Origin of the sequence: Escherichia marmotae (assembly GCF_002900365.1) — a bacterium.
GTDB classification, from domain to species: Bacteria; Pseudomonadota; Gammaproteobacteria; order Enterobacterales; family Enterobacteriaceae; genus Escherichia; species Escherichia marmotae.
The window spans coordinates 3,789,429-3,813,890 of the sequence record NZ_CP025979.1 but is presented as its reverse complement, the minus strand read 5'-3'; the positions used below and the strand labels follow the sequence as shown (position 1 = coordinate 3,813,890).

Genomic DNA, 24,462 nt, shown 5'->3' with positions numbered 1-24,462 from the left:
TAAATATCGTGTTATTGCCTGATGGCGCTACGCCTTATCAGGCTTACGTTCAGGTTATTTTGTAGGCCGAATAAGCTGCTTAAGCATCGCTATCCGGCATATTTCCAGGTTTATTTAGTGACCAGGATAGAATCGACCAATTTAAATTCCGGTGCTTTATCCAGCGGGATAACCTTGCCGGATTTCTCGGCATCAACCATCAGCTTAAGACCCGTTGCGCCGATATTCGCCGGGTTCTGGGCAACAGTCGCTGTCATCTGTCCGGCTTCTACCATTTTACGGGCTTCCGGAATACCATCAGTACCGACGACCAGCACTTTGCTCGTTTTACCTGCGTTGGCAACGGCCTGGGCAACACCCATCGCCATCGTGTCATTCGCGCAATAGATCGCTTTAATATTCGGATTACGTTGCAACACATTGGTGGCGACATCCAGTGCTTTAATGCGGTCCCAGTCGGCAGGCTGGCTGGCGACTAATTTGATCTGACTTGCTTTTTTAAATGCTTCTGTTGCGCCATTACGACGCGCTTCACCGGAGGCGTTACCAGCTTTACCCTCAATGATTGCGACTTCACCACCTTCAGCACCCAGCTTGTCAATAATGAATGACGCGCCTTTCGCCCCGACAGCAACGTTATCGGTGGTGACAAAACCTTCCACATTACCACCTGCCTTTTTCAGGTTATCCATATCGATTTTTTCATCGAGATTGACCAGATAAATACCTTTTTTCCATGCGCGGGCGACAGGCATTACCAGGTTCACCGAGGATAAGGGGGCAAAGGCAATCCCTTTGTAATTTTTATTGCTCAGGTCTTCAAATAGCTGCAATTGAGATTGAAAATCCCCTTCTGAAGGAGAAGCAAAAATATCGACGCTGACACCCAGCGTTTTTGCTTCATCTTCAATTCCTTTTTTCATATCGACCCAAAATGGGTTGGAGAGCGTCTTTAATACGACAGCATATTCGGCGGCAGCAAAAGTGCTGGTTGACAACATTAAGCCCACGAGTGTGCCGCTGAAATATTTCAGATATTTATTCATAATAATGTTCTCACTGTAAGGGAGAGGTAATCCCGCGATGACGAGATTACCTTTTTCTTATTTCAGCGCGCCTGGTGAAAAGAAATCAACAATTGCGCCTGTTTTTTGCATGTTAATATTTGCTTGTTCAATGTTGAGCTGGGCGACAGAGACAAAAAATGCGTCCAGCAAAGTTAGTTGTAATATTCTTGCCGAGGCATTACGGCCTAATAACGGCGTTTCTGGGGCAGGTGAACAAATAATATAATCGGCCAGTTTCGCTATCGGTGAATGATAACTATGCGTTATACAAATAATCTTTGCCCCGTTCTTTTTTGCCAGTTCTACGGCTGCTTTCACATCACTGGTTCGCCCGGAATGGGTTACAACCAGAACCACATCTCCTTCCTGTAACAGCGACGCTGACATCATCATGATGTGAGCATCAGGATAGGCCTGGCAGCGTACACCGATGCGCAAAAACTTATGCTGTACGTCAGCACAGATAGCGTTTGATCCACCGGCACCGTACAAATCCCGCTGTTTGGCCTGATAGAAAAAACGCGCAGCACGGTGGATCTCATCAACGTTAACGATCGACTGACCTTCCATAATGGTACGTAAGGTGATGTTAAATACCTTATTCACCACATCCTGCGGTGCTTCATCAAAAGCCAACTCGGAGGGCAACACCTGTTCTGACTTAGAAAAATAGTCTTCCAGTGCACTGCGTAAGTTACGAAAGCCGCTAAATCCCAGCAGCTTTGATACCTTAACTATCATCGCTTCAGATACCGCCAGAGCTTCTGCGACATCTTTAATTGCGGGTGCACAACTCAGGTTACCGGGTTTGAGTAACCACTCCACGATGCGGCTTTCGTTTTCTGTCATTCCTTCCTGCTTCATTCGCAGGTAAGGCGCTAACCCGATACCGTTTGGAAGCGCGGAATCAAACTCTGACTGGCTCATCACGTTCTCTTGTCCTTGAATTGAAGACGTCACTATATCACCACAGCAAGAACAGAAAAGATGCTGACAACTTCACAAAAAAATAAAATTTATAAAGTTTGTTTTTTTGTGAATAATCGTGATTGAGGAAAAATTTGCTTTCATATAATCACTTTAAAAACATGGCGTTATTTTTCTTTTGAGTTTTTAGATGATTGGGTTTGTTGGATGGGAGGCTATTTCACGCTATTGCGCTGCCGGATGTAACTATGTAAAACAGACCAGGAAGGTGTATTTCATCAATTATGGGTGTTTTTGATTCATTTACATCACAAATGTTTTTTTGTTGTGAAGTTTTGCACAGGCGGGGAAGATGGATGAAAAAGATTGCATTTGGCTGTGATCATGTTGGTTTTATTTTAAAACATGAAATAGTGGCGCATTTAGTTTAACGCGACATTGAAGTGATTGATAAAGGAACCTGGTCGTCAGAGCGTACTGATTATCCGTATTATGCCAGTGAAGTGGCACTGGCAGTTGCTGGCGGAGAGGTTGATGGCGGAATATTGATTTGTGGTACAGGTGTCGGCATTTCGATAGCGGCGAACAAGTTTGCCGGAGTTCGTGCGGTCGTCTGTAGCGAACCTTATTCCGCGCAACTCTCGCGGCAACATAACGACACCAACGTGCTGGCTTTTGGTTCACGAGTGGTTGGCCTCGAACTGGCGAAAATGATTGTGGATGCATGGCTGGGGGCGCAGTACGAAGGCGGTCGTCATCAACAGCGTGTGGAGGCGATTATGGCAATAGAGCAGCGGAGGAATTGAGATTCATCCACTGTTTGCATGGATGAGTAATGACTAATGTGGATAGAGTCTCTTTCTGAGGTTAGTTAATGAAACGCTATCCGCTGTTATTTTTATTTACCCTGCTCACGCTGACCGCTGTTCCGGCTCATGCCGATATTATCGATGACACCATTGGCAATATTCAGCAGGCGATTAACGACGCTTATAATCCTGACCGTGGACGCGATTATGAAGATTCGCGTGATGACGGTTGGCAGCGTGAAGTGAGCGACGATCGTCGCAGACAATATGATGATTGCCACCGCCAGTTTGAAGATCGCCGCAGGCAACTGGATGACCGCCAGCGCCAGCTTGATCAGGAACGTCGGCAACTGGAAGATGAAGAACGGAGAATGGAAGATGAATATGGGCGTTAGTCGGATCGTTTTTGCCTGATTGCTGGTTAACCCCGGTTCCAGTTTATCCGCAACGATCGCCTTCAGAAGCGTAACTCACTCCTCGACTCTGTGTATAACAAAGTCACTTGTGACAAGAACGTCTGTTCACATCGCGGGAGGACGAGCCTCCCGGTGGGGCTTATTTTGTGGGCTGCTGTTTAACGACATTAATCATCCACGGCACTCCATATTTATCGGTGACTTTGCCGAAGCCATGCGCCCAGAAGGTTTCCTGCCAGTCCATTTCGATTTTTCCATTGGCAGCAAGGTTGTCAAACCAGCGTTTCCCTTCTTCGACCTGTTGCGAATCGAGCACCAGCGTAAAGCCGGAGTAGCTGGCTTTTCCTGACGGTATGGCATCGCTCATCATGATATCGCTACCGGCAATGCGCACGTTAGCATGGGCGATGGCAGTATCGGGGAATTGCATTCCTGATGGGCAGCCTTCGGCGCTTTCCTGTGCGGGTTTCGGCATTTCTCCGAAGCTGATTTTATACAGCAGTTCCGCGTCCAACGTGCGTTGATAATAGGCTATTGCGTCGGCACAGTTACCGGCAAAAGAGATGTAGGGACTTAACGGCATGATGGTGACCTCAGTGAAGAGAAGTCAGTTAAGTGTAGTTTGAATTTTGTACAGATGAAGAGTAGGCCTGATAAGACGCGGTAAGCGTCGCATCAGGCATTGGCACCGTTGCCGGATGCTTCGCACCCGGCAATCGAAATCAGTTCTTTTTCACAAACTCAGATTTCAGTTTCATCGGGCCAAAACCATCGATTTTGCAATCGATGTTATGGTCACCTTCAACCAGGCGGATGTTTTTCACTTTGGTGCCGATCTTCAGCATCGAAGAGCTACCTTTTACCTTCAGGTCTTTAATGATGGTAACGCTGTCGCCGTCAGCCAGCAGGTTGCCGTTAGCATCTTTAACGATCAGCTCGTCGCTTTCCTGTGCAGGTTCAGCGTCGTTCCATTCGTAGGCGCATTCCGGGCAGATGTACATGCCGTTATCTTCGTAAGTGTATTCGGAGTTGCATTTCGGGCAGTTTGGTAATGACATGTGGATTTCCTCAAAGTCAGCAGGGCAAAAGCGCCAAAAAACGGCAGATTGCCGAAAAAGGCCGCAATTATACACAAAATCCCTGAGTTTGTCGGGGGTACTGCTGATTTTAGACGACAAACGTTTTCATTTGAAAGACAACGCAAAAAGAAAATAATCTTTTTGCCTCCATTTATTATTTAAGTTAAGGTTAACTCTCTTCTTGTTCTTTTTTTAATTCAATTATTATTTCTATCTTTCTGACATTTTAAATGTATCGGAAGAGGCTTATTCATTCGGATAAAAAGACTATATTAATTATAAGAGTTATTTACTGCTGTAATTATAAAATCCGAAAGCAGAACTAAAAAACAATCTGGCTAAATAAAAGTAATAAAATTTGCTTTAAGGAAGAATTTTCCATGTACACACAGACAATATATGAGTTAAGTCAGGAGGCTGAACGCCTGTTACAGCTTTCCCGACAACAGTTGCAGTTACTGGAAAAAATGCCTCTCTCTGTACCCGGAGAAGATACACCACCACTGACTTTGCCCTGGGGGCAGCATAATATCGACGAGCGTCATGCCATGTTGAGTAATGAGCTGCGTAAAATCTCCCGTCTGGAAATGGTGCTGGCGATTGTTGGCACCATGAAAGCAGGGAAATCAACCACCATTAACGCTATTGTTGGCACTGAAGTTCTTCCTAATCGCAACCGTCCTATGACTGCGCTACCGACGCTTATTCGCCATGCTCCGGGGCAAAAAGAACCGGTGTTGCATTTTTCGCATGTCGCGCCAATCGACCGTTTAATCCAACAATTACAACAGCGCTTGCGTGATTTCGATATTAAACATCTGACCGATCTGCTGGAAATAGATAAAGATATGCGCGCACTTATGCAGCGGATCGAAAATGGCATCGCTTTCGAAAAATATTATCTTGGTGCCCAGCCTATTTTTCATTGCCTGAAAAGTTTGAATGATTTGGTGCGTCTGGCGAAGGCGCTGGACGTCGATTTTCCCTTTTCTGCTTATGCCGCCATTGAGCATATTCCAGTGATTGAAGTGGAGTTTGTCCATCTGGCGGGGCTGGAGAGTTATCCCGGGCAGTTAACGTTACTGGATACTCCCGGGCCAAATGAAGCCGGGCAACCACATCTGCAAGAAATGCTTAACGAGCAACTGGCGCGCGCCTCCGCAGTGCTGGCGGTACTGGATTATACGCAACTGAAGTCAATCTCCGATGAGGAGGTTCGTGAGGCGGTTTTAGCGGTGGGGAAATCAGTACCGCTGTATGTACTGGTCAATAAGTTCGATCAGCAGGATCGGAACAGTGACGATGCCGAACAGGTGAGGGCGCTGATTTCCGGGACGCTGATGAAAGGTTGCGTTACGCCTGGGCAGATATTTCCGGTGTCGTCGATGTGGGGCTATCTGGCGAATCGGGCACGCCATGAGTTAGTCAACAACGGTAAATTACCAGCACCGGAGCAACAACGCTGGGTGGAGGATTTTGCCCATGCGGCGCTGGGCAGGCGCTGGTGTAACGCCGATCTGGCGGATATCGACCATATTCGTCATGCTGCCGATCAACTGTGGGACGATTCGCTATTCGCCCAACCGGTTCAGGCGTTACTCCATGCCGCCTACGCTAACGCGTCGTTATATGCTCTGCGATCTGCATCGCATAAGTTGTTGAATTACGCCCTGCAGGCGCGGGAATATCTGGATTTTCGCGCACACGGGCTGAACGTCGCCTGCGAACAATTGCGGCAAAATATCCGCCAGGTTGAAGAAAATATGCAGCTATTGCAGCTCAATCAGGTACAGGTGAGTGGCGAGATTAAACATGAAATCAAGGTGGCCCTGACGTCAGCCACCGACTTTCTGTGTCAGCAGCAAAATGAGGTGAATGCCCAGTTAGCTGCGCTGTTTCAACATGATTCGTGGCCGTTAAGTGAGATCCGCACCCGCTGCGAGACGTTGTTACAGACGGCACAAACCAAAATCAGCCGTGACTTCACGCTGCGTTTTACTGAACTGGAATCAACCCTTTGCCGGGTGTTAACCGATGTTATTCGTCCCATTGAGCAACGGGTTAAAACGGAATTGAGTGAGTCCGGGTTTCGTCCTGGATTTCATTTTCCTGCTTTTCACAGCGCAGCTCCCCACTTCAATACTCGTCAGTTGTTCAGCAATGCAATATCTCGCCAGGAAAAAACGGATGAGCAGATCACCCGTTTTGGCATTGTGCGTGAGACTTTCTCGCGCTGGCTGAATCAGCCCGACTGGGGGCGGAGTAGTGAGAAATCTCCGCCGGAGGCTATTGATTACAGCGCGCTACAACGAATGTTAACCGCGGAAGTCGACCTTTATTGCCAACAAATGGCTAAAGCTTTGGCGGTTCAGGTCGATGATTCTGTCACGGCAGACATGAGCACTTTTTTTGCTGATTTAGCTTTATGCTTGACGGAATTACAGACGCGTTTACGCGAAAGCCTGGCTCTGCGTCAACAAAATGAATCTGTAGTTAAGATGATGCAGCAGCAATTGCAGCAGACTGTGATGACTCACGGCTGGATTTATACGGACTCTCAGTTGTTACGCGATGATATTCAAACACTTTTCACGGCAGAACGATATTGACTAAGACGTTACTGGACGGCCCCGGTCGCGTGCTGGAGTCGGTTTATCCCCGCTTTTTAGTGGATCTGGCGCAGGGCAATGACGCCCGCTATCCACAAGCCCATCAGCAGCAGTTTCGCGAACGGCTGATGCAGGAGATCCTTGCTCGCACACAGCTTCAGACGTGGGCGAACGCAGGAATGTTAAATGCGCCGCTTAGCCTGCGCCTGACATTGGTGGAAAAACTGGCGGCGATGCTTGATCCCGCTCATCTGGCGCTGACGCAGGTCGCGCAACATCTGGCACTATTGCAAAAAATGGATCACCGCCCACAATCTGCTTTTCCGAAACTTCCGCAGCAAATTGCCGCGTTGTATGAGTGGTTTTCCAGCCGTTGTTGCTGGAAGGAAAAAGCGTTAATGCAACGAGGATTACTGGTGCAGGCGGGCGAGCAGAGCGCGCAAGTTTTTACCCGCTGGCGTGCTGGTGCGTATAACGCCTGGTCGTTGCCTGGGCGTTGTTTCATTGTTCTGGAAGAGTTGCGCTGGGGGGCGTTTGGTGATGCCTGCCGTCTGGGAAGCCCGCAAGCGGCGGTGTTGTTGCTTGACGATTTGCGCGTGAAAGCGACGCAATATCTGGCCGAAAGTATCAACGCAGCACCGACTACTCGTCATTATTACCCTCAGTGGTTTACCTCTCCCACTACCCCGACTGGCGGAGATTATGCTGACTTTTTAAGCTGGCTGGGCAAGTGGTCCGATGCCGATAAACAGCCCGTTTGCTGGTCAGTAACCCAACGCTGGCAAACTGTCGCGCTGGGGATGCCACGGCTCTGCTCAGCACAGCGTCTGGCGGGGGCGATGGTAGAGGAAATCTTCACTGTAAATTAAGTGTAAATAATCGGTTACACCAATGAGTGTTAAACGAAATCCATGTGTGAAGTTGATCACAAATTTAAACGCTGGTAGGGTAAAAAGGTCATTAACTGCCCAATTCAGGCGTCAACAGGTTTGGTTGTACAGTTCTTAATCAGAACGTGTAAATAAACCCGCTACGCTTGTTACAGAGATTGCACCCTGCAATTCCCGCTCCCCTTTTGCGGGCGCCACGTCGATTTGCCTGACGTGTGCGGAAATGGGCTTATTCTGCGAGGAAAGCTATGCTGAAAAGGAAAAAAGTAAAACCGATAACCCTTCGTGATGTCACTATTATTGATGACGGTAAACTGCGAAAAGCCATTACTGCAGCATCGCTGGGTAATGCAATGGAATGGTTTGATTTTGGTGTTTATGGTTTTGTTGCTTACGCATTAGGTAAAGTCTTTTTCCCTGGGGCTGATCCCAGCGTGCAGATGGTTGCTGCACTTGCCACCTTCTCCGTTCCCTTTCTGATTCGACCGCTTGGCGGGCTCTTCTTTGGTATGTTGGGCGATAAATATGGTCGCCAGAAGATCCTCGCTATCACCATTGTGATTATGTCGATCAGTACATTCTGTATTGGATTGATACCGTCCTATGCCTCGATTGGTATTTGGGCACCGGTTCTGCTGTTGATTTGTAAGATGGCGCAAGGTTTCTCGGTCGGCGGCGAATATACCGGAGCATCGATATTTGTTGCGGAATACTCTCCTGACCGCAAACGTGGCTTTATGGGTAGCTGGCTGGATTTCGGTTCTATTGCCGGGTTTGTTCTGGGCGCGGGTGTGGTGGTGTTAATTTCTACCATCGTCGGTGAAGAGAACTTCCTCGACTGGGGCTGGCGTATTCCGTTCTTTATCGCTCTGCCGTTAGGGATTATCGGACTTTATCTACGTCATGCTTTAGAAGAGACACCAGCGTTCCAGCAACATGTTGAGAAACTGGAACAGGGCGACCGCGAAGGTTTGCAGGATGGCCCGAAAATCTCGTTTAAAGAGATTGCCACGAAGCACTGGCGCAGCCTGTTGACGTGTATTGGTCTGGTGATAGCCACTAACGTGACTTACTACATGCTGCTGACCTATATGCCAAGTTATTTGTCGCATAACCTGCATTACTCCGAAGATCACGGGGTGCTGATTATTATCGCCATTATGATCGGGATGTTGTTTGTGCAGCCGGTGATGGGCCTGCTGAGTGACCGTTTTGGCCGTCGTCCGTTTGTGATCCTCGGTAGTGTTGCGCTGTTTGCACTGGCGATCCCGGCGTTTATTCTGATTAACAGTAATATCATCGGTCTGATTTTTGCCGGACTGTTGATGCTGGCAGTGATCCTCAACTGTTTTACGGGCGTTATGGCCTCAACGCTGCCAGCGATGTTCCCGACGCATATCCGTTACAGCGCGCTGGCGGCGGCATTTAATATTTCGGTGCTGATTGCCGGTCTGACGCCAACGCTGGCGGCATGGTTGGTAGAAAGTTCGCAGGATCTGATGATGCCAGCGTATTACCTGATGGCAGTGGCGGTGATTGGTTTGATTACCGGCGTGACCATGAAAGAGACGGCGAATCGTCCGTTGAAAGGCGCGACACCGGCGGCGTCAGATTTGCAGGAAGCGAAGGAAATTCTCGTTGAGCATTACGATAATATCGAGCAAAAAATCGAAGATATTGACCACGAGATTGCCGATTTGCAGGCGAAACGCACTCGCCTGGTACAGCAACATCCGCGAATTGATGAGTAACCTGAAATGGATTACCTGATGCGACGCTGTCGCGTCTTATCAGGCCCCCAATCGGTCTGACCCGACTCTTAAGGTTCACTTAATCTCTGGCGTGCATACTCTCCTCCAGTTCAATGGAGGAGAGTGCAATGAAAAACCGTATTTATGAAAGTTTAACTACCGTGTTTAGCGTGCTGGTAGTAAGCAGCTTTCTTTATATTTGGTTTGCCACGTATTGATCTTTCTTCAGCCGTATCCAGGCGCGCGTGCCGGAAGTCTCTTCCCGGTTTTGCAGGAAAAACTGCCCGTGATGCAACTGCGTGATGCGGCTGACAATACTTAATCCCAGACCAATTCCGCCATAACGGCTGTCCATCCGTACAAACGCTTTGCTCAACTCTCCGCATTTACTCTCATCAATACCAGGCCCTTCATCTTCAACTGCCATTACCGCACCGCCATCTTCTTGCAGTTTAATCATAATGTTGCTGCCTTCGGGACTATAGCGATGGGCGTTTTCTACCAGGTTACGCAACAACATGCGTAGTAGAGTGACGTCGCCCTGGACAGTGATGTCGGCGGCGCTTTCTGGCAACAGCAAGGTTTGCTGACGCTGGTCGAGCATGGTGCTGAGTTCGTCATAGGAGGGCAGGATCACATCATCCAGCAACTTTACATGCTGGTAATTACCCGAAGAGAATGACTGTCCGGCGCGCGCCAGTTGTAACAACTGGGAGACGCTGGCCATCATCTGATCGAGCCGCGCGACTAACGGCGCTACGTCAATGTTGTGCGTTTTCGCCATTAACTCCAGATGCAAACGTACCCCTGCCAGCGGCGTTCGTAGTTCGTGAGCGACGTCAGCGGTAAACAGCCGTTCGTTATCCAGCGTGCTGGTCAGGCGACTGACCAGATCGTTCAATGCAGAAACTACCGCTTCGATTTCGAGGGTGGCACTGTGAATAGCAATAGGTGTCAGGTTGTCGGCGGTACGCGCTTCCAGCTCTTTTTGCAGTTCCGCCAGTGGGCGGGTGATGCGACGTACCGCCTGATAGCAGATAAACAGCGTCAGACTGACCATAAACACGCCAGGAACAATCAGACTGGCGACCGCCTCACGGATTTCACGCATGATGTGGCGATCGTTGTTGCGATTGTCGCGCAGCGCCTGCTCAAATAGCTGAATCTGCTCGGTGCTTTCATGCCATAGCCAGAAAACGCTGATCAGCTCAAACACCAGCAGAATTGCCCCAATGGTCAATATCAGCCGTTGACGCAGCGATATTGGTCGACGCAGAAAACGCATCAGGTTCAATTAGTTTTCCTCATTAGCGACCAGCATATAGCCAAAGCCGCGCACGGTGCGGATACGGGCTTTGCCCACTTTGTCGCGCAAGTTATGGATATGCACTTCCAGGGTATTCGTTGAGGGTTCGTTGTCCCAGTTGTAAATGTCGTTGTAGAGAATTTCCCGATGCACCGGACTACCCGCCTTGAGCATCAGGCGCGACAGCAGGGCATATTCTTTTGGTGTCAGGATCAGCTCTTCACCGCCCATCCATACCTGACGGCGACCCATATTCAGCGTCAGGTTGCCAACCTTCAGCTCGCTTTCGCCCTGATTATTATGGCGTCGCAGCAGGGCGCGGATGCGGGCGTGCAACTCTTCCAGCGCGAAAGGCTTCACCAGATAGTCGTCGGCACCGACATCCAGCCCGGCGATTTTGTCGGTAAGCGTGTCGCGGGCGGTGAGGATCAGTACCGGCAGGGTGTATTTTTTCTGCCGGATACGAGCGAGAAAATGCAGTCCATCTTCGTCGGGTAAACCTAAATCCAGCACCACCAGGCTGTAATGACCGGCTTCCAGGCTTTGTTCCGCCATCCGCGCGGTCGTGACGCCATCACACGCGTAGCCTTCAGTTTGTGCCGCCAGAATCAATCCCTGCAATAACAGTGTATCGTCTTCAACAATTAGAATTTTCATTCAGTCGTTCTCCTGCATGCCTGCAGAATATCATCCGCGGCTTGATAATACTTCGTCTCGACGCCGGTTAATCCCAACAGGGTTGAGAATAAATTGTCCTGCGAATAGTGCTGCGTTTGTGCTTGTTTTTGCAGGCAGCTTTGATCAACCTGATACCGTTTTTGATAATCCTCCGACAACCACAGCAGCATCGGAACCTGCTTTTGGCTATCCGGGGCGATGCTATAAGGCAAGCCGTGTAGATAGATGCCATTTTCACCTAACGATTCACCGTGGTCAGAAAGATAAATCAGGCTGGTGGTAAATTTATCCTGATGTTCTTTCAGCAGATTAATCGCTTTATCAACAATATAGTCGACGTAGAGCAACGTATTGTCGTAAGTATTGACCAGTTGCTCTTTGGAACAGGTCTGGATCTCGTTGGTGTCGCAGGTGGGAGTAAATTTCCTGAACTGCGGTGGATAGCGGTTGTAATAGGTCGGGCCGTGGCTGCCGATGGTGTGTAAGACAATCACCCCATCGCCTTGCAGATTATTGATGTACTCCTCCAGCCCGTGGAACAGCACTTCGTCATAGCATTCGCCGTTGATGCACTGACCGGGTAAGTTCAGGGCAGTGACGTTCTGATGAGGCACGCGGTCACATGCGCCTTTGCAGCCGCCATCGTTGTCATTCCATAGTACGTTGATGCCTGCCCGCTGAATGATATCCAGCACGCCTTCCTGGTGTTGTGCCAGCTCTTCTTTGTAATGCTCGCGCGGCATATCTGAGAACATGCACGGTACGGAGACAGCCGTTGCTGTGCCGCAAGACGTAGTATTAGGAAAATAGATCACGTTATCTTTCGCCAGTCGCGGGTTGGTTTCACGCGGGTAGCCATTGAGTGAGAAATTCTCCGCCCGCGAGGTTTCCCCGACGATCAAAATGGTCAGGTTTTTCCGGTTTCCTTTTTGCATTAACGGGTTGCGGTGTGCGTCCTCACCAATGCGTACCAGTGGCAGATTCGCCAGTCGCTGGTGGGAATACCATGACCAACTGGCAACAATGCTGTTGGAGGGGCTTAAAGATTTCACCAGCTCTTTGTTGTTGCGAAACAGCGAGGCGTAGTCTTTATAAAAAAGCACGGCAACCAGCACAATCAGCAGTACAGATATCAGGATACTGGCTCCACGGAAAAGAACACTGCGCAGGCGCGAGGCAGCAGGTTTGATTTTTATCCAGCAGGCAATCAGCGCAGCAAGTACGCCGCTTAACCCTAGCGTTAGTAACATGCGTGGCGTCATCAACGCATAACTTTCCGCCGGTGTGGTATCAATGATATTGGCAATCATCGAACGGTCGATGACGATGCCATAAGTCATGATGAAATATTGCGCAGATGCGCCAACGAGAATAAACAGACAGGCTAGTGGTCGATTAAGCCATAAGAAAGAGCCTAGTGTCAGAACAATATTAATCACGCTGAACGCGACGACTGGCATCGACAAGAAAACCAGCACGTTATGCAGCGAATCCAGCGGTAACGCCTGTAACACCTGTTTAAAAAAGGCAATGTTCAGGCAGATAGCAATATAAAAAGAGGCCAGCAATAGCCAGGCGAGTAAATTCAAAGAGGGTCTTTTTAAAAGGCGCTTTAACATCACGGTGTTTCCATCGAACAAAGTGCGCATATGCTCGCAAAGCAAAATTAAGCCAACCTTAAGTTCTTAAGGTTGGCTTTTATGTTTGCTGGATTAAGGAGGCTTAATCTTTGCTAATGGGTGGATCTAAAGGATACGGGTTTTTATGCAGCCGGTTGTAGTTCAGCGTGTACATAGCGGTGATCACCATCAGAGTGACAAATGACCACATGACTTCTTGTGCACCAGAACCAACCACCGCCCAGATGCAATAAAGGAAGGCGATAGTTGTGATGACCAGATACGCCGGACGCGCTTTGCCAAAGTGACCGTGGCCTAAAAGCAGTAAAGCTGCACAGGTATAAAGATAAGGCACCAGGGTAAAGATAACCGATACGGAAGAGACCAGACCGAACTCTTTGGTTGCGTTTGGTGAGATGCTGCTGAACTGGAAGATAGTCATCAGGATACCAACGATAATCAACCCGGCTACCGGTGTGCCTGCTTTGTTGACGCGGGCAAAAATCGGTGGGAACAAACCGTCATCGGCAGCGGCTTTCGCCGTTTGTCCAGCCAGTAACGTCCAGCCGCCGAGCGAACCCAGGCAACCAGCCGCCGCACAGAAGGAGACAATGGCTCCTGCGGTATCACCCAGCGCCATCCGTGCAGCATCACCGAATGGCGAGGCGGAAACGCGCAGTGCGGCATTCGGGATCATCCCCATAATTGCCGTGGTCGAGAGCACATAGCAGACGGCAGCAATCAGTACCCCACCAATGGTGGCAATAGGGACGTTGCGTTTCGGGTTTTTCACTACACCCGCTGCAACAGAAGCACTTTCTACCCCGATAAATGACCACAGCGTTACGTTTAAGGTGCTTTGAATTGCGCCGAAAGTGCCCAGACCGCTAACGTTCCAGGCCGCCATATAGGTTTCTCCGTGGAACCAGAACCAGCCGAATACGGCAATCCCGACGATGGGGATCAGCGCCAGTACAGTGGCGATGGCCTGCACGCGGGTAATCATTTTCGGCCCGACGATATTAAGCAGAACGAAGATCCACAGCACCACAACACAGGTGATAGTTAATACCAACGGATCTTTCAGTACCGGGAAGAAATAGCTCAGGTAGCCGACGCCAATGACCACCATAGCAATATTGCCGATCCAGCAGGCCAGCCAGTAGAGAACGTTAGTTTGATACCCGAGGAAAGGACCAAAACAGCGGCGCGCGTAGGCATATGAACCGCCAGGGCTGGGATCGAGGAACGACATTTTGGCGTAAACCATCGATAAAGCCAAAGCACCGATAATTGTCACCAGCCAACCATATATAGCAATCCCCCCCGTCGAGGCCAGATTTGCAGGTAACAGAAAAACACCTGACCCCATAATATTCCCCGACACCATTAGGGTGACGGGGATTAAGCCCACTTTGTGAGCATCAGCATCCGAAGACATAATAAAACTCCTGCGAAGGCGAGCTTCGTGACAATAAATTACGTCATATCATACGCCTGCATTCGCGCGTTGAATTATCGTCGGCTGGCTTATCGCTGATGCTGTTATTAATATATCTCTTCGTTAAGGTTATAAATCAGGCGATAGAACGTTCTCTATGCTGGCTAACATAATGGAGTGGGGTCATGCCATAGAAATCTTTAAATACAGAAATAAAGTAAGACGTACTGTTGTAGCCACAGGACTGTGACACCTGTGAGATATTTTTACCATCCATCATTAATTCATTTACGGCATAACGCATCCGGCAGGTGGTTATTATTTGGCTATAACTGGTGTTTTCGCTTTTCAGCTTTTTCTTTAACAAACTTGGGCTAAGGCATAAACAACTGGCTACCATACTAAGATTCCAGTCTTTATGGATATCGCTTTCAATGATTTGATAAACGCTGTCGCTAACACAATTACGTAACATATGCATTAGCAGTGAAAGGAATTTTTTACTGTCGAGAAAACGAGATAGTACAGTGAATAATAATGCACGTGTTCGTTCCTTTTCCGACTCTGTTTCAGCGGGCATTATGCTGTGTTGCGCTGCGACGCGAAACACCTCTGGTGTCAGGCATGACAGGGAAATAAAAGGCGTGGCGCTACGCTGCCAGACCGGTATTTTCGAGAGATCTTTATTCAGAAAGCGGAGATAATCTTTGATGATGTCGAGGCTAATATACGCAACCAAAGTGTTATTCAGAGAGGAGACGTCGATAATATTGTTTTCACAACTTAATAACGTTATATGGTTAGCTTTCAAACTTATAGGTTCTTTCCCATTCACTCTTAGCCAGACATCTTTTTCAGTTAATAAAACTATACAAGGTTGGTTGCTGCAAATCCTCATACATGTACTCCTGAAATGCAAAGAAAATAGTGGATCTCGCCAACATAGAGAGATACCGGGGACTGGTTATATAATTGTATGACGAATCAAAACATGCATAAAAATAACGTGTTTTGCTAATATTACAAATTTTTATAGTAATTTCTCATGTACAAAAATTTTTACAGAGTGAAGAAGTGTAAATAACAAACAAAAAAAGCGCGGGGTGGGACCGCGCAAAAAGTATGACATTTTTGTTTGCAGCAATTTTTATGAAAACGTTGCCATACTCAAAAGGCCTCAGGCCAGGCGGCGTAATGTTATTTAAACAATTACGCCTTCAGCGGAATAGTGGTTACGCTTTCACACACATTACGTGGTAAATACCGTCAATAATTTCGGTGCCTTCCGTTTCGTGTTCAAAACCAGGGAAATGATGATCCCAGGATTGCAGTGAGCGTAAATAGCTTACTTGTGGGCTGTTTTTATCGCCAAAGTTTTCACCGGAAAGCAGCATTGGGATCCCGGGCGGATATGGGATGACTGAGTTCGCCGCAATACGTCCCGGCAGGTTTTCAATGGATACCAGTTCAACGTTGTTATCGACAATTGCGTTGTATGCTTCGCGCGGAGTGATTTCTGCCACCGGCAGGCCGGAATAGGCTTCGTTCAATCGTGCGCCAGGATTGTTTTCTTTCAGCCAGGCAAACATTTTGTCGCCCAGATCGTGAATACCCATGTTCGCATAAGTGTCAGGATATTGTTCAACAAGTTCCGGCATTACCTGAGCCAGCGGGGTGTTAGCGTCGTAGTGGCGTTTGAAGGAACAGAGGGTGTTAGCCAGCGTTCCCCATTTCCCACGGGTTACGCCCATTGAGAACAGGAACATAATCTGGAAGTCGGTGGTACGGGTGGGCACAATGCCGTGGCGACCCAGCCATGCGGTAACCAGTGCCGCCGGAACACCGGTTTCTTCCAGTTCACCGTCTTCACCCATCCCCGGAGCGAGGATGCTGACTTTAATCGGGTCAAGCATACTCCAGTTATCCGGAATATCTTTGAAGCCGTGCCAGCTTTCGCCCGGATGCATTACCCAGCAGTCCTGAACGGTGGTCAGCAGTTTGTGCGGTGCGTCGGCAAAGTCATAGGTTTTGCCGGTTTCCGGATCGGTAACCACTTCTTTATTCCACGGCTTAAAGAACCAACTACCTTCGTCAGCAAACTCTTTATACAACCGTGCCATTGCCTGGCGGAAATCGACCGCTTCGTCGATCACTTCCTGAGTCAGCGACAGGCCGCTGTTGCCGTCCATCATTGATACAGCCACATCGTTTGACGCGCAGATGGCATATAACGGGGAAGTGGTGGCATGCATCATGTATGCCTGATTGAAGCGGGAGAAGTTAATCGCGCCGCGTCCTTCACGTACATGAATATAAGACGCCTGCGACAGTGCATTCAGCAGTTTATGAGTGGAGTGAGTGGCGAAAACGGTAGGACCGCTGTGATCACCCGGCTCACCGCGCATCGCGTAGTGATCGGCATAGATCGGATTAAAACGTGCGTAACCGTACCAGGCTTCGTCGAAGTGCAGACGATCGGCGGTTTTTTCCAGCAGATCCTGCGCGTCTTTGGCGTTATAGCATACGCCGTCATAGGTGCAGTTGGTTACCACGCAGTAAGAGGGTTTTTGCCCGACTTTGTCTTTGGTCAGCGGGCTTTCGCTGATTTTCTTCTGCAAGGTTTCAGGCTGCATTTCCTGCGGATAGATTGGCCCGATAATGCCGTAGCGGTTGCGGCTTGGCACCATGTATACCGGTTTCGCGCCAGTCAGCATTAAACCTTGTTCGATGGATTTGTGGCAGTTACGGTCAACAACAACCACGTCGTTATCTGTCATGCAGGCTTGCATGATGGTGCGGTTAGACCCTGAAGTGCCGACGATGACTGACCAGGAGTGGTCGGCACCAAATACGCGCGCGGCATATTTTTCGCTTTCGCCAAATGCGCCAGTATGGTCAAGTAAAGAACCGAGGGAAGTTCGTTCGATGCCCATGTCGGTGCGGAACAGGTTTTCACCATAGTAGTCATGGTAGAAACGTCCGGCGGGGGTTTTAGTGAAGCCAACACCGCCCTGGTGACCTGGCGCGGCCCAGGAGTACTCATGGATGTCGCTATATTTCATCAGCGCGCTGAACAGTGGCGGCAATAGCTGTTGGCGGTAGCGGGACATCGCTGCGATGGCGCGTCCGGCGATAAAGTCAGCGGTATCTTCCAGAATCCAGGCGAATTCATCGACAAGCTCCAGCAGATCGCGATCCAGCGCGGCGATTGATTTTTCCCGGTCGCCTAACAGGAATACCGGCACATTTTGCTGACGCTCATGAAGCTTACCGATCAATTCTCTGACATTTTGGTGTTCGTCCGGATGCTCCATTTGATAACTGAACATCAGACAATCAATGGCTTCATTTGAAGAGAGAATGGCAAAGCCATCATCAAAGGAGGTGGATTTAATCACGGTAACATTTTGTTGGCTCAAGGCATTTGCCAGACGCTCAACGGCGCTACCGACCCAGGTGTCCTGATGTAGAAACTCGCTTTCAACAATTAATACTTTCATCATTGCTTACCCGGTTGTGAAGGAATCTTCGCTGCGGGCAAGTATCTTCCGGGCATTTCAGGCTGTAAAGTGATTGAAAAACAAGCGTTTTTAAAAATTTTATATTATAAACAAAAGTTTAAATTAATTTTTTAATTGATTTTCAATGTTTATTATCGACAGCTAAATTATTTTTTTGGCTGATACTGATATCGTTTTTAGCCGGGAAGCATCTGGCGGCGTTGTTGGCTAAGTTTTCGGTATTGTTGCGGCGACATGCCGACATATTTGCCGAACGTGCTGTAAAAACGACTACTCGAACGAAAGCCTGCCGTCAGTGCAATATCGAGAATACTTTTATCGGTATCGCTCAGTAATGCGCGAACGTGGTTGATGCGCATCGCAGTAATGTACTGTTTCATCGTCAACTGCATGACCCGCTGAAATATCCCCATTGCATAATTGGCATTAAGTTTGACGTGCTCGGCCACATCGTTGATGGTCAGCGCCTGATCATAGTTATCCGCAATAAAGCCCAGCATCTGGCTGACATAAAACTGCGCATGGCGCGAGACGCTATTTTTGTGCGTACGTGAAGTTTTATTGACCAGAATAGGCTCCCAGCCGGAGAGGCTAAATCGCTTGAGCATCAGGCCAATTTCATCAATGGCGAGCTGGCGGATTTGCTCGTTTGGGTTGTTCAACTCCTGCTGCCAGCGGCGTACTTCAAACGGACTAAGTTGCTGTGCCACCAGTGATTTAATCACCATGCCGTGAGTCACATGGTTTATAAGGTCTTTATCCAGTGGCCAGGAGAGAAACAAATGCATTGGCAGATTAAAAATTGCCATGCTCTTGCAGGTTCCGGTATCGGTTAGCTGGTGCGGCGTACAGGCCCAGAACAGCGTGATATGGCCTTGATTGATACTTACGTGTTCATTGTTGATCAGGTATTCCACATCGCCATCGAAAGGCACATTTACCTCAACCTGACCATGCCAGTGGCTGGAGGTTATGACATGCGGCGCGCGAAATTCAATTTCCATCCGCTGATATTCCGAGTATAGCGACAGCGGGCTGCGGGTCTGCTTTTCATCACTGCTGCACATAAATGTGTCTGTATTCATCGATAGCCCTCTTTCCTGGATTATCAGAATCATGGCAGAAGTTGGCAGGGGTGACTGCGAATGACGACACAAAACGTAAAGAGAGAGGAATGGACAGGGTTTTATAAGGGCTAATTACTCTGTTTTTTAGGCAATTTATTCCCGAAAACTCAGATTTACTGCTAAGCAACCCAGGATCTGAGTTTTTGGGAATGCTCAACGGGGAAGCCGGAGGTTTTCTGCGAAATCGCCTGCCATGATGAAATCATTCAAGCAAGCCAGGAGACCTGAATGATGTCTGCACCCAAAATTACTTTTATCGGCGCTGGTTCGACGATTTTCGTTAAAAATATTCTTGGTGATGTGTTTCATCGCGAGGCGCTGAAAACGGCGCATATTGCCCTGATAGATATCGATCCCACCCGCCTGGAAGAGTCGCACATTGTGGTGCGTAAGCTGATGGATTCAGCAGGAGCCAGCGGCAAAATTACCTGTCATACCCAACAGAAAGAAGCCTTACAGGATGCTGATTTCGTGGTGGTGGCATTTCAGATTGGCGGTTATGAACCCTGTACGGTCACCGATTTTGAGGTTTGTAAGCGTCACGGTCTGGAACAAACTATTGCCGACACGTTGGGGCCGGGCGGCATTATGCGCGCGCTGCGTACCATTCCGCATCTGTGGCAGATTTGTGAGGACATGACGGAAGTGTGCCCCGACGCCACCATGCTGAACTACGTTAACCCGATGGCGATGAATACCTGGGCAATGTATGCCCGCTATCCGCATATCAAACAGGTAGGGTTGTGCCATTCGGTGCAGGGAACGGCGGAAGAACTGGCGCGCGATCTCAATATCGATCCCGCTACACTGCGTTATCGTTGTGCAGGTATCAACCATATGGCGTTCTACCTGGAGCTGGAGCGCAAAACCGCAGACGGCAGTTACGTGAGTCTCTATCCGGAACTGCTGGCAGCCTATGATGCGGGCCAGGCACCGAAGCCGAATATTCATGGTAATCCCCGCTGCCAGAATATTGTGCGCTATGAAATGTTCAAAAAGCTGGGCTACTTCGTCACGGAATCATCAGAACACTTTGCTGAATATACGCCGTGGTTTATTAAGCCAGGCCGTGAGGATTTGATTGAACGTTATAAAGTGCCGCTGGATGAGTACCCGAAACGCTGCGTTGAGCAACTGGCGAACTGGCATAAAGAGCTGGAGGAGTATAAGAATGCGTCCCGGATTGATATTAAACCGTCGCGGGAATATGCCAGCACAATCATGAACGCTATCTGGACCGGTGAACCGAGTGTGATTTATGGCAACGTTCGTAACGATGGCCTGATTGATAACCTGCCGCAAGGATGTTGCGTGGAAGTCGCCTGTCTGGTTGATGCTAATGGCATTCAGCCGACTAAAGTCGGTACGCTACCTTCGCATCTGGCAGCACTGATGCAAACCAATATCAACGTACAAACGCTGCTGACGGAAGCGATTCTCACGGAAAATCGTGACCGTGTTTACCACGCCGCGATGATGGATCCGCACACCGCCGCTGTGCTGAGCATTGACGAAATTTATGCTCTTGTTGACGACCTGATTACCGCCCACGGCAACTGGCTACCCGGCTAGTTGCACCGCTAATACGCTACTGCGCCGGGGTATGTCTTCCGGCGCACACCTCTGACGATACCAATAACAGAAGGCGGGCGTTGGTAACAGCGACCCGATACTCTATGAGCATTTCAATGACGACAAAACTCAGTTATGGATTTGGAGCGTTCGGGAAGGATTTTGCGATCGGCATTGTGTATATGTACCTGATGTATTACTACACCGATGTTGTCGGGCTGTCGGTTGGTTTGATTGGTACTTTGTTTCTGGTGGCGAGGATCTGGGATGCTATTAACGATCCGATTATGGGGTGGATTGTAAATGCTACGCGATCGCGATGGGGTAAGTTTAAGCCCTGGATCCTGATCGGTACGTGAGCCTGTACATAGATTTGTGTAATTGCCTGATTTTGATATGTTCAATCCAGCATCAAATGAAGGTTAATTTATGGACGAAAAACAGTTACAGGCTCTGGCTAACGAACTGGCCAAAAACCTCAAAACCCCTGAAGACCTCAGTCAGTTTGATCGGCTGCTGAAAAAGCTCAGCGTTGAAGCCGCTCTCAATGCAGAGATGACACACCATCCTGGGTATGAGAAAAATCAGTCCAGACCAGGAGCTAACTCCCGCAACGGTTTTTCCACAAAGACCGTTATCACAGGCGACGGTCCACTGGAACTGCGTACTCCGCGCGATCGTGACGGTACCTTCGAACCACAACTGGTAAAGAAAAATCAGACCCGTATTACCGGGATGGATAACCAGATCCTCTCGTTGTATGCCAAAGGGATGACCACCCGTGAGATAGCTGCTGCGTTCAAAGAACTGTATGACGCAGATGTTTCACCGGCACTGATATCAAAGGTTACCGATGCCGTGATGGAGCAGGTTGTAGAATGGCAAAACCGACCACTGGATGCTGTTTACCCCATTGTTTATCTTGACTGTATCGTCCTGAAAGTTCGGCAGGACAGTCGCGTCATCAACAAATCGGTGTTCCTGGCACTGGGCATCAATATCGAAGGTCAGAAAGAACTGCTGGGTATGTGGCTGGCCGAAAATGAAGGGGCGAAGTTCTGGCTCAATGTGCTGACTGAACTGAAAAACCGCGGTCTGAACGATATCCTCATCGCCTGTGTGGATGGCCTGAAAGGCTTCCCGGATGCCATCAACACAGTATATCCGAAGGCCCGCATCCAGTTATGCATCGTGCATATGGTGCGCAACAGCCTGCGCTTCGTGTCATGGAAGGACTACAAAGCCGTCACTCGCGACCTGAAAGCGATTTATCAGGCTCCCACGGAAGAGGCAGGCCAGCAGGCACTGGAAGCGTTCGCTGCGGCCTGGGACTGTCGCTATCCTCAGATAAGCCGAAGCTGGCAGGCTAACTGGCCGAATCTTGCCACGTTCTTCGCTTATCCAACGGACATCCGCAAAGTGATCTATACGACGAATGCCATCGAGTCGCTAAACAGCGTGATCCGCCATGCGCTCAAAAAGCGTAAAGTGTTCCCGACAGACGACTCGGTGAAAAAAGTGGTGTGGCTGGCAATCCAGTCTGCGTCCCAGAAATGGACGATGCCGTTGAAGGACTGGCGAATGGCAATGAGCCGCTTTATTATCGAGTTCGGTGACCGCCTGGACGGTCACTTCTGAGAAAAGGCATTTACACAGAATCTTAAACAGGCTCCGGTACGTTGGCTAACTCTGTAATCTTATTTCTTCTCTTTAGCGCGCATCTGTTTGAAGGTACTACTCAGATTGTCTTTGTTTGCGTGACCTACATTCTTTGGGGCATGACTTACACCATAATGGATATTCCCTTCTGGTCACTGGTTCCAACCATAACCCTCGATAAACGTGAGCGAGAACAACTGGTTCCTTATCCGCGCTTTTTTGCCAGTCTGGCGGGTTTTGTTACGGCAGGCGTGACGCTGCCATTTGTTAATTATGTCGGCGGCGGCGATCGGGGATTTGGCTTTCAGATGTTCACACTGGTGCTGATTGCGTTTTTTATTGTGTCGACCATCATCACTCTGCGTAATGTGCATGAAGTCTTTTCGTCAGATAATCAATCGTCTGTCGGAGAAAAACACCTGACACTAAAAGCCATCATTGCGCTTATTTATAAAAACGATCAGCTTTCCTGCCTGTTGGGAATGGCTCTTGCTTATAATATTGCCAGCAACATTATCACCGGCTTTGCTATCTATTATTTCTCGTATGTTATCGGTGATGCGGATCTGTTTCCCTATTACCTGTCGTATGTGGGAGCAGCTAACCTGGTGACGTTAGTGTTCTTCCCGCGTTTAGTTAAATCATTATCCCGACGTATTTTATGGGCCGGAGCCTCTATTCTTCCGGTATTAAGCTGTGGTGTTCTTCTGTTGATGGCATTAGTGGGCTATCACAACGTCGCTCTTATTGTGATAGCCGGTATTTTGCTGAATGTGGGGACGGCGCTGTTCTGGGTATTACAGGTCATCATGGTGGCAGATACCGTTGACTACGGTGAATATAAATTGCACATCCGCTGTGAGAGCATTGCTTATTCCGTGCAGACGATGGTGGTGAAGGGCGGTTCGGCATTTGCGGCTTTTTTCATTGCAGTTGTGTTGGGGATGATTGGCTATGTCCCGAATGTTGAACAGTCTACGCAAGCCATATTAGGTATGCAGTTTATTATGATTGCTCTACCTGCTCTGTTCTTCATGGTCACGCTGATTCTCTACTTCCGTTTCTATCGCCTCAATGGCGACACGCTGCGCAGGATCCAGATCCATCTGCTGGATAAATATCGTAAAGTGCCCTCCGTACCTGTTCATGCTGATATTCCGGTCGGTGCAGTGAGCGATGTGAAAGCCTGACGGACGTTGGCAATAGCGAATGAAAACATTGCCTGATGCGACGCTGGCGCGTCTTATCAGGCCTACAATAAGAAATTCAATTGATTGAATTTGCACATTTTGTAGGCAGAATAAGGCGTTTACGCCGCATCCGGCATAAACAAAACGCAGGTTGTCATCCGGTTATCAAGCCATAACGCCGTAACTGGTGGCAGTGAAAGCGAGCGAGGAATATCACCGCGGTTAATGCGCCCAGCAGCGCACAGAACATATCGGATTGCGTATCCCACTGGTCGCCCTGGGTGCCGAGAAAATCATCCGCGCCCTGGCCCATCGCCAACGCTGCCCACCACTCAACCAATTCATACATTGCGCTTATCGCCAGCGCCACGCAGCAGACCAGAAACGCTACCATTTTACGTCCGCGCACGTACATCCCACGCACAAGGATCTCTCGCGCCACCAGTGCAGGCACCAGCCCCTGAAAAAAGTGCCCCAGCTTGTCATACGGATTACGACTCAGCCCCAGCCATTCCTGCACTTCAAAACCGATGGGAACTTTTGCGTAGGTATACTGACCGCCAACCATCAGGATGATGGCGTGAAAGAAAATCAGCGTATAGAGCAAGGGCGTTAATGGATAACGTCTGGCGGTGGCAAGCAGCAACGGTACGACAATAATCACTGGCGTCACTTCCATCAACCAGGTCAGTTTGTCATGAGCCGAAATGCCGGTGTAAATCAGGATGAATGTTAGCGCCAACGCGCCAGTGTTAAGAATTAACGGCTTGAGTGTGCGGAGCATGGTGAGTTCGCAAGTCA

At 49.0% G+C, this 24,462-nt stretch carries 20 protein-coding genes and 2 pseudogenes; 10 read left to right on the top strand and 12 right to left on the bottom strand.

Annotated elements, in window-relative coordinates; translation table 11 throughout:
• Nucleotides 1-110 precede the first annotated feature (110 nt).
• Together alsB and C1192_RS19505 are read right to left on the bottom strand one after the other, a co-directional pair.
• On the bottom strand, nt 111-1,046 hold the full coding sequence (gene alsB / locus C1192_RS19510; protein ID WP_038354697.1) for a D-allose transporter substrate-binding protein: 936 nt from the start codon (nt 1,044-1,046) through the stop codon (nt 111-113).
• Nucleotides 1,047-1,103: 57 nt separating this feature from the next.
• Nucleotides 1,104-1,994: a MurR/RpiR family transcriptional regulator gene (locus tag C1192_RS19505; protein ID WP_038354696.1), complete on the bottom strand. Its 891-nt coding sequence runs from the start codon at nt 1,992-1,994 to the stop codon at nt 1,104-1,106.
• A gap of 437 nt (nt 1,995-2,431) precedes the next feature.
• Here C1192_RS19505 and rpiB point away from each other — a divergent pair, with 437 nt between their 5' ends.
• Together rpiB and yjdP are read left to right on the top strand one after the other, a co-directional pair.
• A complete protein-coding gene (gene rpiB / locus C1192_RS19500) occupies nt 2,432-2,800 on the top strand; it encodes a ribose 5-phosphate isomerase B (RefSeq protein WP_241482942.1) in 369 nt (122 codons plus the stop codon).
• Nucleotides 2,801-2,868: 68 nt separating this feature from the next.
• The gene (gene yjdP / locus C1192_RS19495) at nt 2,869-3,198 is read left to right on the top strand and encodes a DDRRRQL repeat protein YjdP (RefSeq protein ID WP_038354695.1); all 330 of its coding nucleotides are present in this window, start codon (nt 2,869-2,871) and stop codon (nt 3,196-3,198) included.
• A gap of 160 nt (nt 3,199-3,358) precedes the next feature.
• Here yjdP and yjdN read toward each other — a convergent pair whose 3' ends face one another.
• Nucleotides 3,359-3,802: a VOC family metalloprotein YjdN gene (yjdN, locus tag C1192_RS19490; protein ID WP_001131293.1), complete on the bottom strand. Its 444-nt coding sequence runs from the start codon at nt 3,800-3,802 to the stop codon at nt 3,359-3,361.
• Between the two features lie 139 nt (nt 3,803-3,941).
• Nucleotides 3,942-4,277, bottom strand: coding sequence for a zinc ribbon domain-containing protein YjdM (locus C1192_RS19485; RefSeq protein ID WP_000056775.1), 336 nt, complete (start codon nt 4,275-4,277; stop codon nt 3,942-3,944).
• Nucleotides 4,278-4,678: 401 nt separating this feature from the next.
• Here C1192_RS19485 and crfC point away from each other — a divergent pair, with 401 nt between their 5' ends.
• The 4 genes from crfC to pmrR all read left to right on the top strand — a co-directional run bounded on the left by crfC (nt 4,679) and on the right by pmrR (nt 9,766).
• Entirely contained in the window at nt 4,679-6,907 is a 2,229-nt protein-coding gene (gene crfC, locus C1192_RS19475; RefSeq protein WP_038354694.1) for a clamp-binding protein CrfC, read from the top strand.
• On the top strand, nt 6,904-7,776 hold the full coding sequence (locus tag C1192_RS19470; protein WP_038354693.1) for a diguanylate cyclase regulator RdcB family protein: 873 nt from the start codon (nt 6,904-6,906) through the stop codon (nt 7,774-7,776). The genes crfC and C1192_RS19470 overlap by 4 nt, the downstream gene beginning before the upstream one ends.
• Nucleotides 7,777-8,045: 269 nt before the next feature.
• On the top strand, nt 8,046-9,548 hold the full coding sequence (gene proP, locus C1192_RS19465) for a glycine betaine/L-proline transporter ProP (protein ID WP_038354692.1): 1,503 nt from the start codon (nt 8,046-8,048) through the stop codon (nt 9,546-9,548).
• Nucleotides 9,549-9,676: 128 nt separating this feature from the next.
• A complete protein-coding gene (gene pmrR / locus C1192_RS25925) occupies nt 9,677-9,766 on the top strand; it encodes an LpxT activity modulator PmrR (RefSeq protein ID WP_001517597.1) in 90 nt (29 codons plus the stop codon).
• On the opposite strand, the gene pmrB is transcribed toward pmrR, so the two are convergent.
• From pmrB to melR, 7 genes are all read right to left on the bottom strand, one after another.
• The gene (pmrB, locus tag C1192_RS19455) at nt 9,742-10,842 is read right to left on the bottom strand and encodes a two-component system sensor histidine kinase PmrB (protein WP_162183427.1); all 1,101 of its coding nucleotides are present in this window, start codon (nt 10,840-10,842) and stop codon (nt 9,742-9,744) included. The two genes, pmrR and pmrB, sit on opposite strands and share 25 nt — an antisense overlap.
• The gene (basR, locus tag C1192_RS19450) at nt 10,843-11,511 is read right to left on the bottom strand and encodes a two-component system response regulator BasR (protein WP_000697920.1); all 669 of its coding nucleotides are present in this window, start codon (nt 11,509-11,511) and stop codon (nt 10,843-10,845) included. It abuts the gene before it with no gap.
• Nucleotides 11,508-13,151, bottom strand: coding sequence for a phosphoethanolamine transferase EptA (eptA, locus tag C1192_RS19445; RefSeq protein WP_038354691.1), 1,644 nt, complete (start codon nt 13,149-13,151; stop codon nt 11,508-11,510). Before eptA ends, basR begins: the two co-directional genes overlap by 4 nt.
• A 103-nt stretch (nt 13,152-13,254) precedes the next feature.
• A complete protein-coding gene (gene adiC / locus C1192_RS19440; RefSeq protein WP_000093135.1) occupies nt 13,255-14,592 on the bottom strand; it encodes an arginine/agmatine antiporter in 1,338 nt (445 codons plus the stop codon).
• Between the two features lie 136 nt (nt 14,593-14,728).
• Nucleotides 14,729-15,490 carry an AraC family transcriptional regulator gene (locus C1192_RS19435; protein WP_001217088.1) on the bottom strand — a complete coding sequence of 254 codons (762 nt, stop codon included), beginning with the start codon at nt 15,488-15,490 and terminating at the stop codon, nt 14,729-14,731.
• 334 nt (nt 15,491-15,824) lie between these two features.
• Nucleotides 15,825-18,092, bottom strand: a complete 2,268-nt coding sequence (gene adiA, locus C1192_RS19430; RefSeq protein ID WP_077784527.1) for an arginine decarboxylase — start codon at nt 18,090-18,092, stop codon at nt 15,825-15,827.
• 197 nt (nt 18,093-18,289) lie between these two features.
• A complete protein-coding gene (gene melR / locus C1192_RS19425; protein WP_038354689.1) occupies nt 18,290-19,198 on the bottom strand; it encodes a transcriptional regulator MelR in 909 nt (302 codons plus the stop codon).
• Between the two features lie 270 nt (nt 19,199-19,468).
• On the opposite strand from melR, the gene melA reads away from it, so the two are divergent.
• The 4 genes and pseudogenes from melA to melB form a co-directional block, all read left to right on the top strand.
• The gene (gene melA, locus C1192_RS19420; RefSeq protein ID WP_052463000.1) at nt 19,469-20,812 is read left to right on the top strand and encodes an alpha-galactosidase; all 1,344 of its coding nucleotides are present in this window, start codon (nt 19,469-19,471) and stop codon (nt 20,810-20,812) included.
• Between the two features lie 104 nt (nt 20,813-20,916).
• Nucleotides 20,917-21,168: pseudogene (locus C1192_RS19415) on the top strand (MFS transporter); the annotation flags it as partial.
• Nucleotides 21,169-21,241: 73 nt separating this feature from the next.
• Nucleotides 21,242-22,450: an IS256-like element IS1414 family transposase gene (locus C1192_RS19410; RefSeq protein ID WP_103194764.1), complete on the top strand. Its 1,209-nt coding sequence runs from the start codon at nt 21,242-21,244 to the stop codon at nt 22,448-22,450.
• Between the two features lie 35 nt (nt 22,451-22,485).
• Nucleotides 22,486-23,661: pseudogene (melB, locus tag C1192_RS19405) on the top strand (melibiose:sodium transporter MelB); the annotation flags it as partial.
• Nucleotides 23,662-23,815: 154 nt separating this feature from the next.
• On the opposite strand, the gene C1192_RS19400 reads toward melB, so the two are convergent.
• Nucleotides 23,816-24,445 carry a DUF2238 domain-containing protein gene (locus C1192_RS19400; protein WP_001517602.1) on the bottom strand — a complete coding sequence of 210 codons (630 nt, stop codon included), beginning with the start codon at nt 24,443-24,445 and terminating at the stop codon, nt 23,816-23,818.
• Nucleotides 24,446-24,462: the final 17 nt, after the last annotated feature.

What these genes read in the sequence shown, in the direction of transcription:
- yjdN (WP_001131293.1), bottom strand. Translation starts at nt 3,802, where the DNA reads ATGCCGTTAAGTCCCTACATCTCTTTTGCCGGTAACTGTGCCGACGCA.
- yjdP (WP_038354695.1), top strand. Translation starts at nt 2,869, where the DNA reads ATGAAACGCTATCCGCTGTTATTTTTATTTACCCTGCTCACGCTGACC.
- C1192_RS19485 (WP_000056775.1), bottom strand. Translation starts at nt 4,277, where the DNA reads ATGTCATTACCAAACTGCCCGAAATGCAACTCCGAATACACTTACGAA.
- C1192_RS19505 (WP_038354696.1), bottom strand. Translation starts at nt 1,994, where the DNA reads ATGAGCCAGTCAGAGTTTGATTCCGCGCTTCCAAACGGTATCGGGTTA.
- C1192_RS19400 (WP_001517602.1), bottom strand. Translation starts at nt 24,445, where the DNA reads ATGCTCCGCACACTCAAGCCGTTAATTCTTAACACTGGCGCGTTGGCG.
- proP (WP_038354692.1), top strand. Translation starts at nt 8,046, where the DNA reads ATGCTGAAAAGGAAAAAAGTAAAACCGATAACCCTTCGTGATGTCACT.
- C1192_RS19435 (WP_001217088.1), bottom strand. Translation starts at nt 15,490, where the DNA reads ATGAGGATTTGCAGCAACCAACCTTGTATAGTTTTATTAACTGAAAAA.
- crfC (WP_038354694.1), top strand. Translation starts at nt 4,679, where the DNA reads ATGTACACACAGACAATATATGAGTTAAGTCAGGAGGCTGAACGCCTG.
- pmrR (WP_001517597.1), top strand. Translation starts at nt 9,677, where the DNA reads ATGAAAAACCGTATTTATGAAAGTTTAACTACCGTGTTTAGCGTGCTG.
- alsB (WP_038354697.1), bottom strand. Translation starts at nt 1,046, where the DNA reads ATGAATAAATATCTGAAATATTTCAGCGGCACACTCGTGGGCTTAATG.
- adiC (WP_000093135.1), bottom strand. Translation starts at nt 14,592, where the DNA reads ATGTCTTCGGATGCTGATGCTCACAAAGTGGGCTTAATCCCCGTCACC.
- adiA (WP_077784527.1), bottom strand. Translation starts at nt 18,092, where the DNA reads ATGAAAGTATTAATTGTTGAAAGCGAGTTTCTACATCAGGACACCTGG.
- C1192_RS19410 (WP_103194764.1), top strand. Translation starts at nt 21,242, where the DNA reads ATGGACGAAAAACAGTTACAGGCTCTGGCTAACGAACTGGCCAAAAAC.
- basR (WP_000697920.1), bottom strand. Translation starts at nt 11,511, where the DNA reads ATGAAAATTCTAATTGTTGAAGACGATACACTGTTATTGCAGGGATTG.
- eptA (WP_038354691.1), bottom strand. Translation starts at nt 13,151, where the DNA reads ATGTTAAAGCGCCTTTTAAAAAGACCCTCTTTGAATTTACTCGCCTGG.
- melA (WP_052463000.1), top strand. Translation starts at nt 19,469, where the DNA reads ATGATGTCTGCACCCAAAATTACTTTTATCGGCGCTGGTTCGACGATT.
- melR (WP_038354689.1), bottom strand. Translation starts at nt 19,198, where the DNA reads ATGAATACAGACACATTTATGTGCAGCAGTGATGAAAAGCAGACCCGC.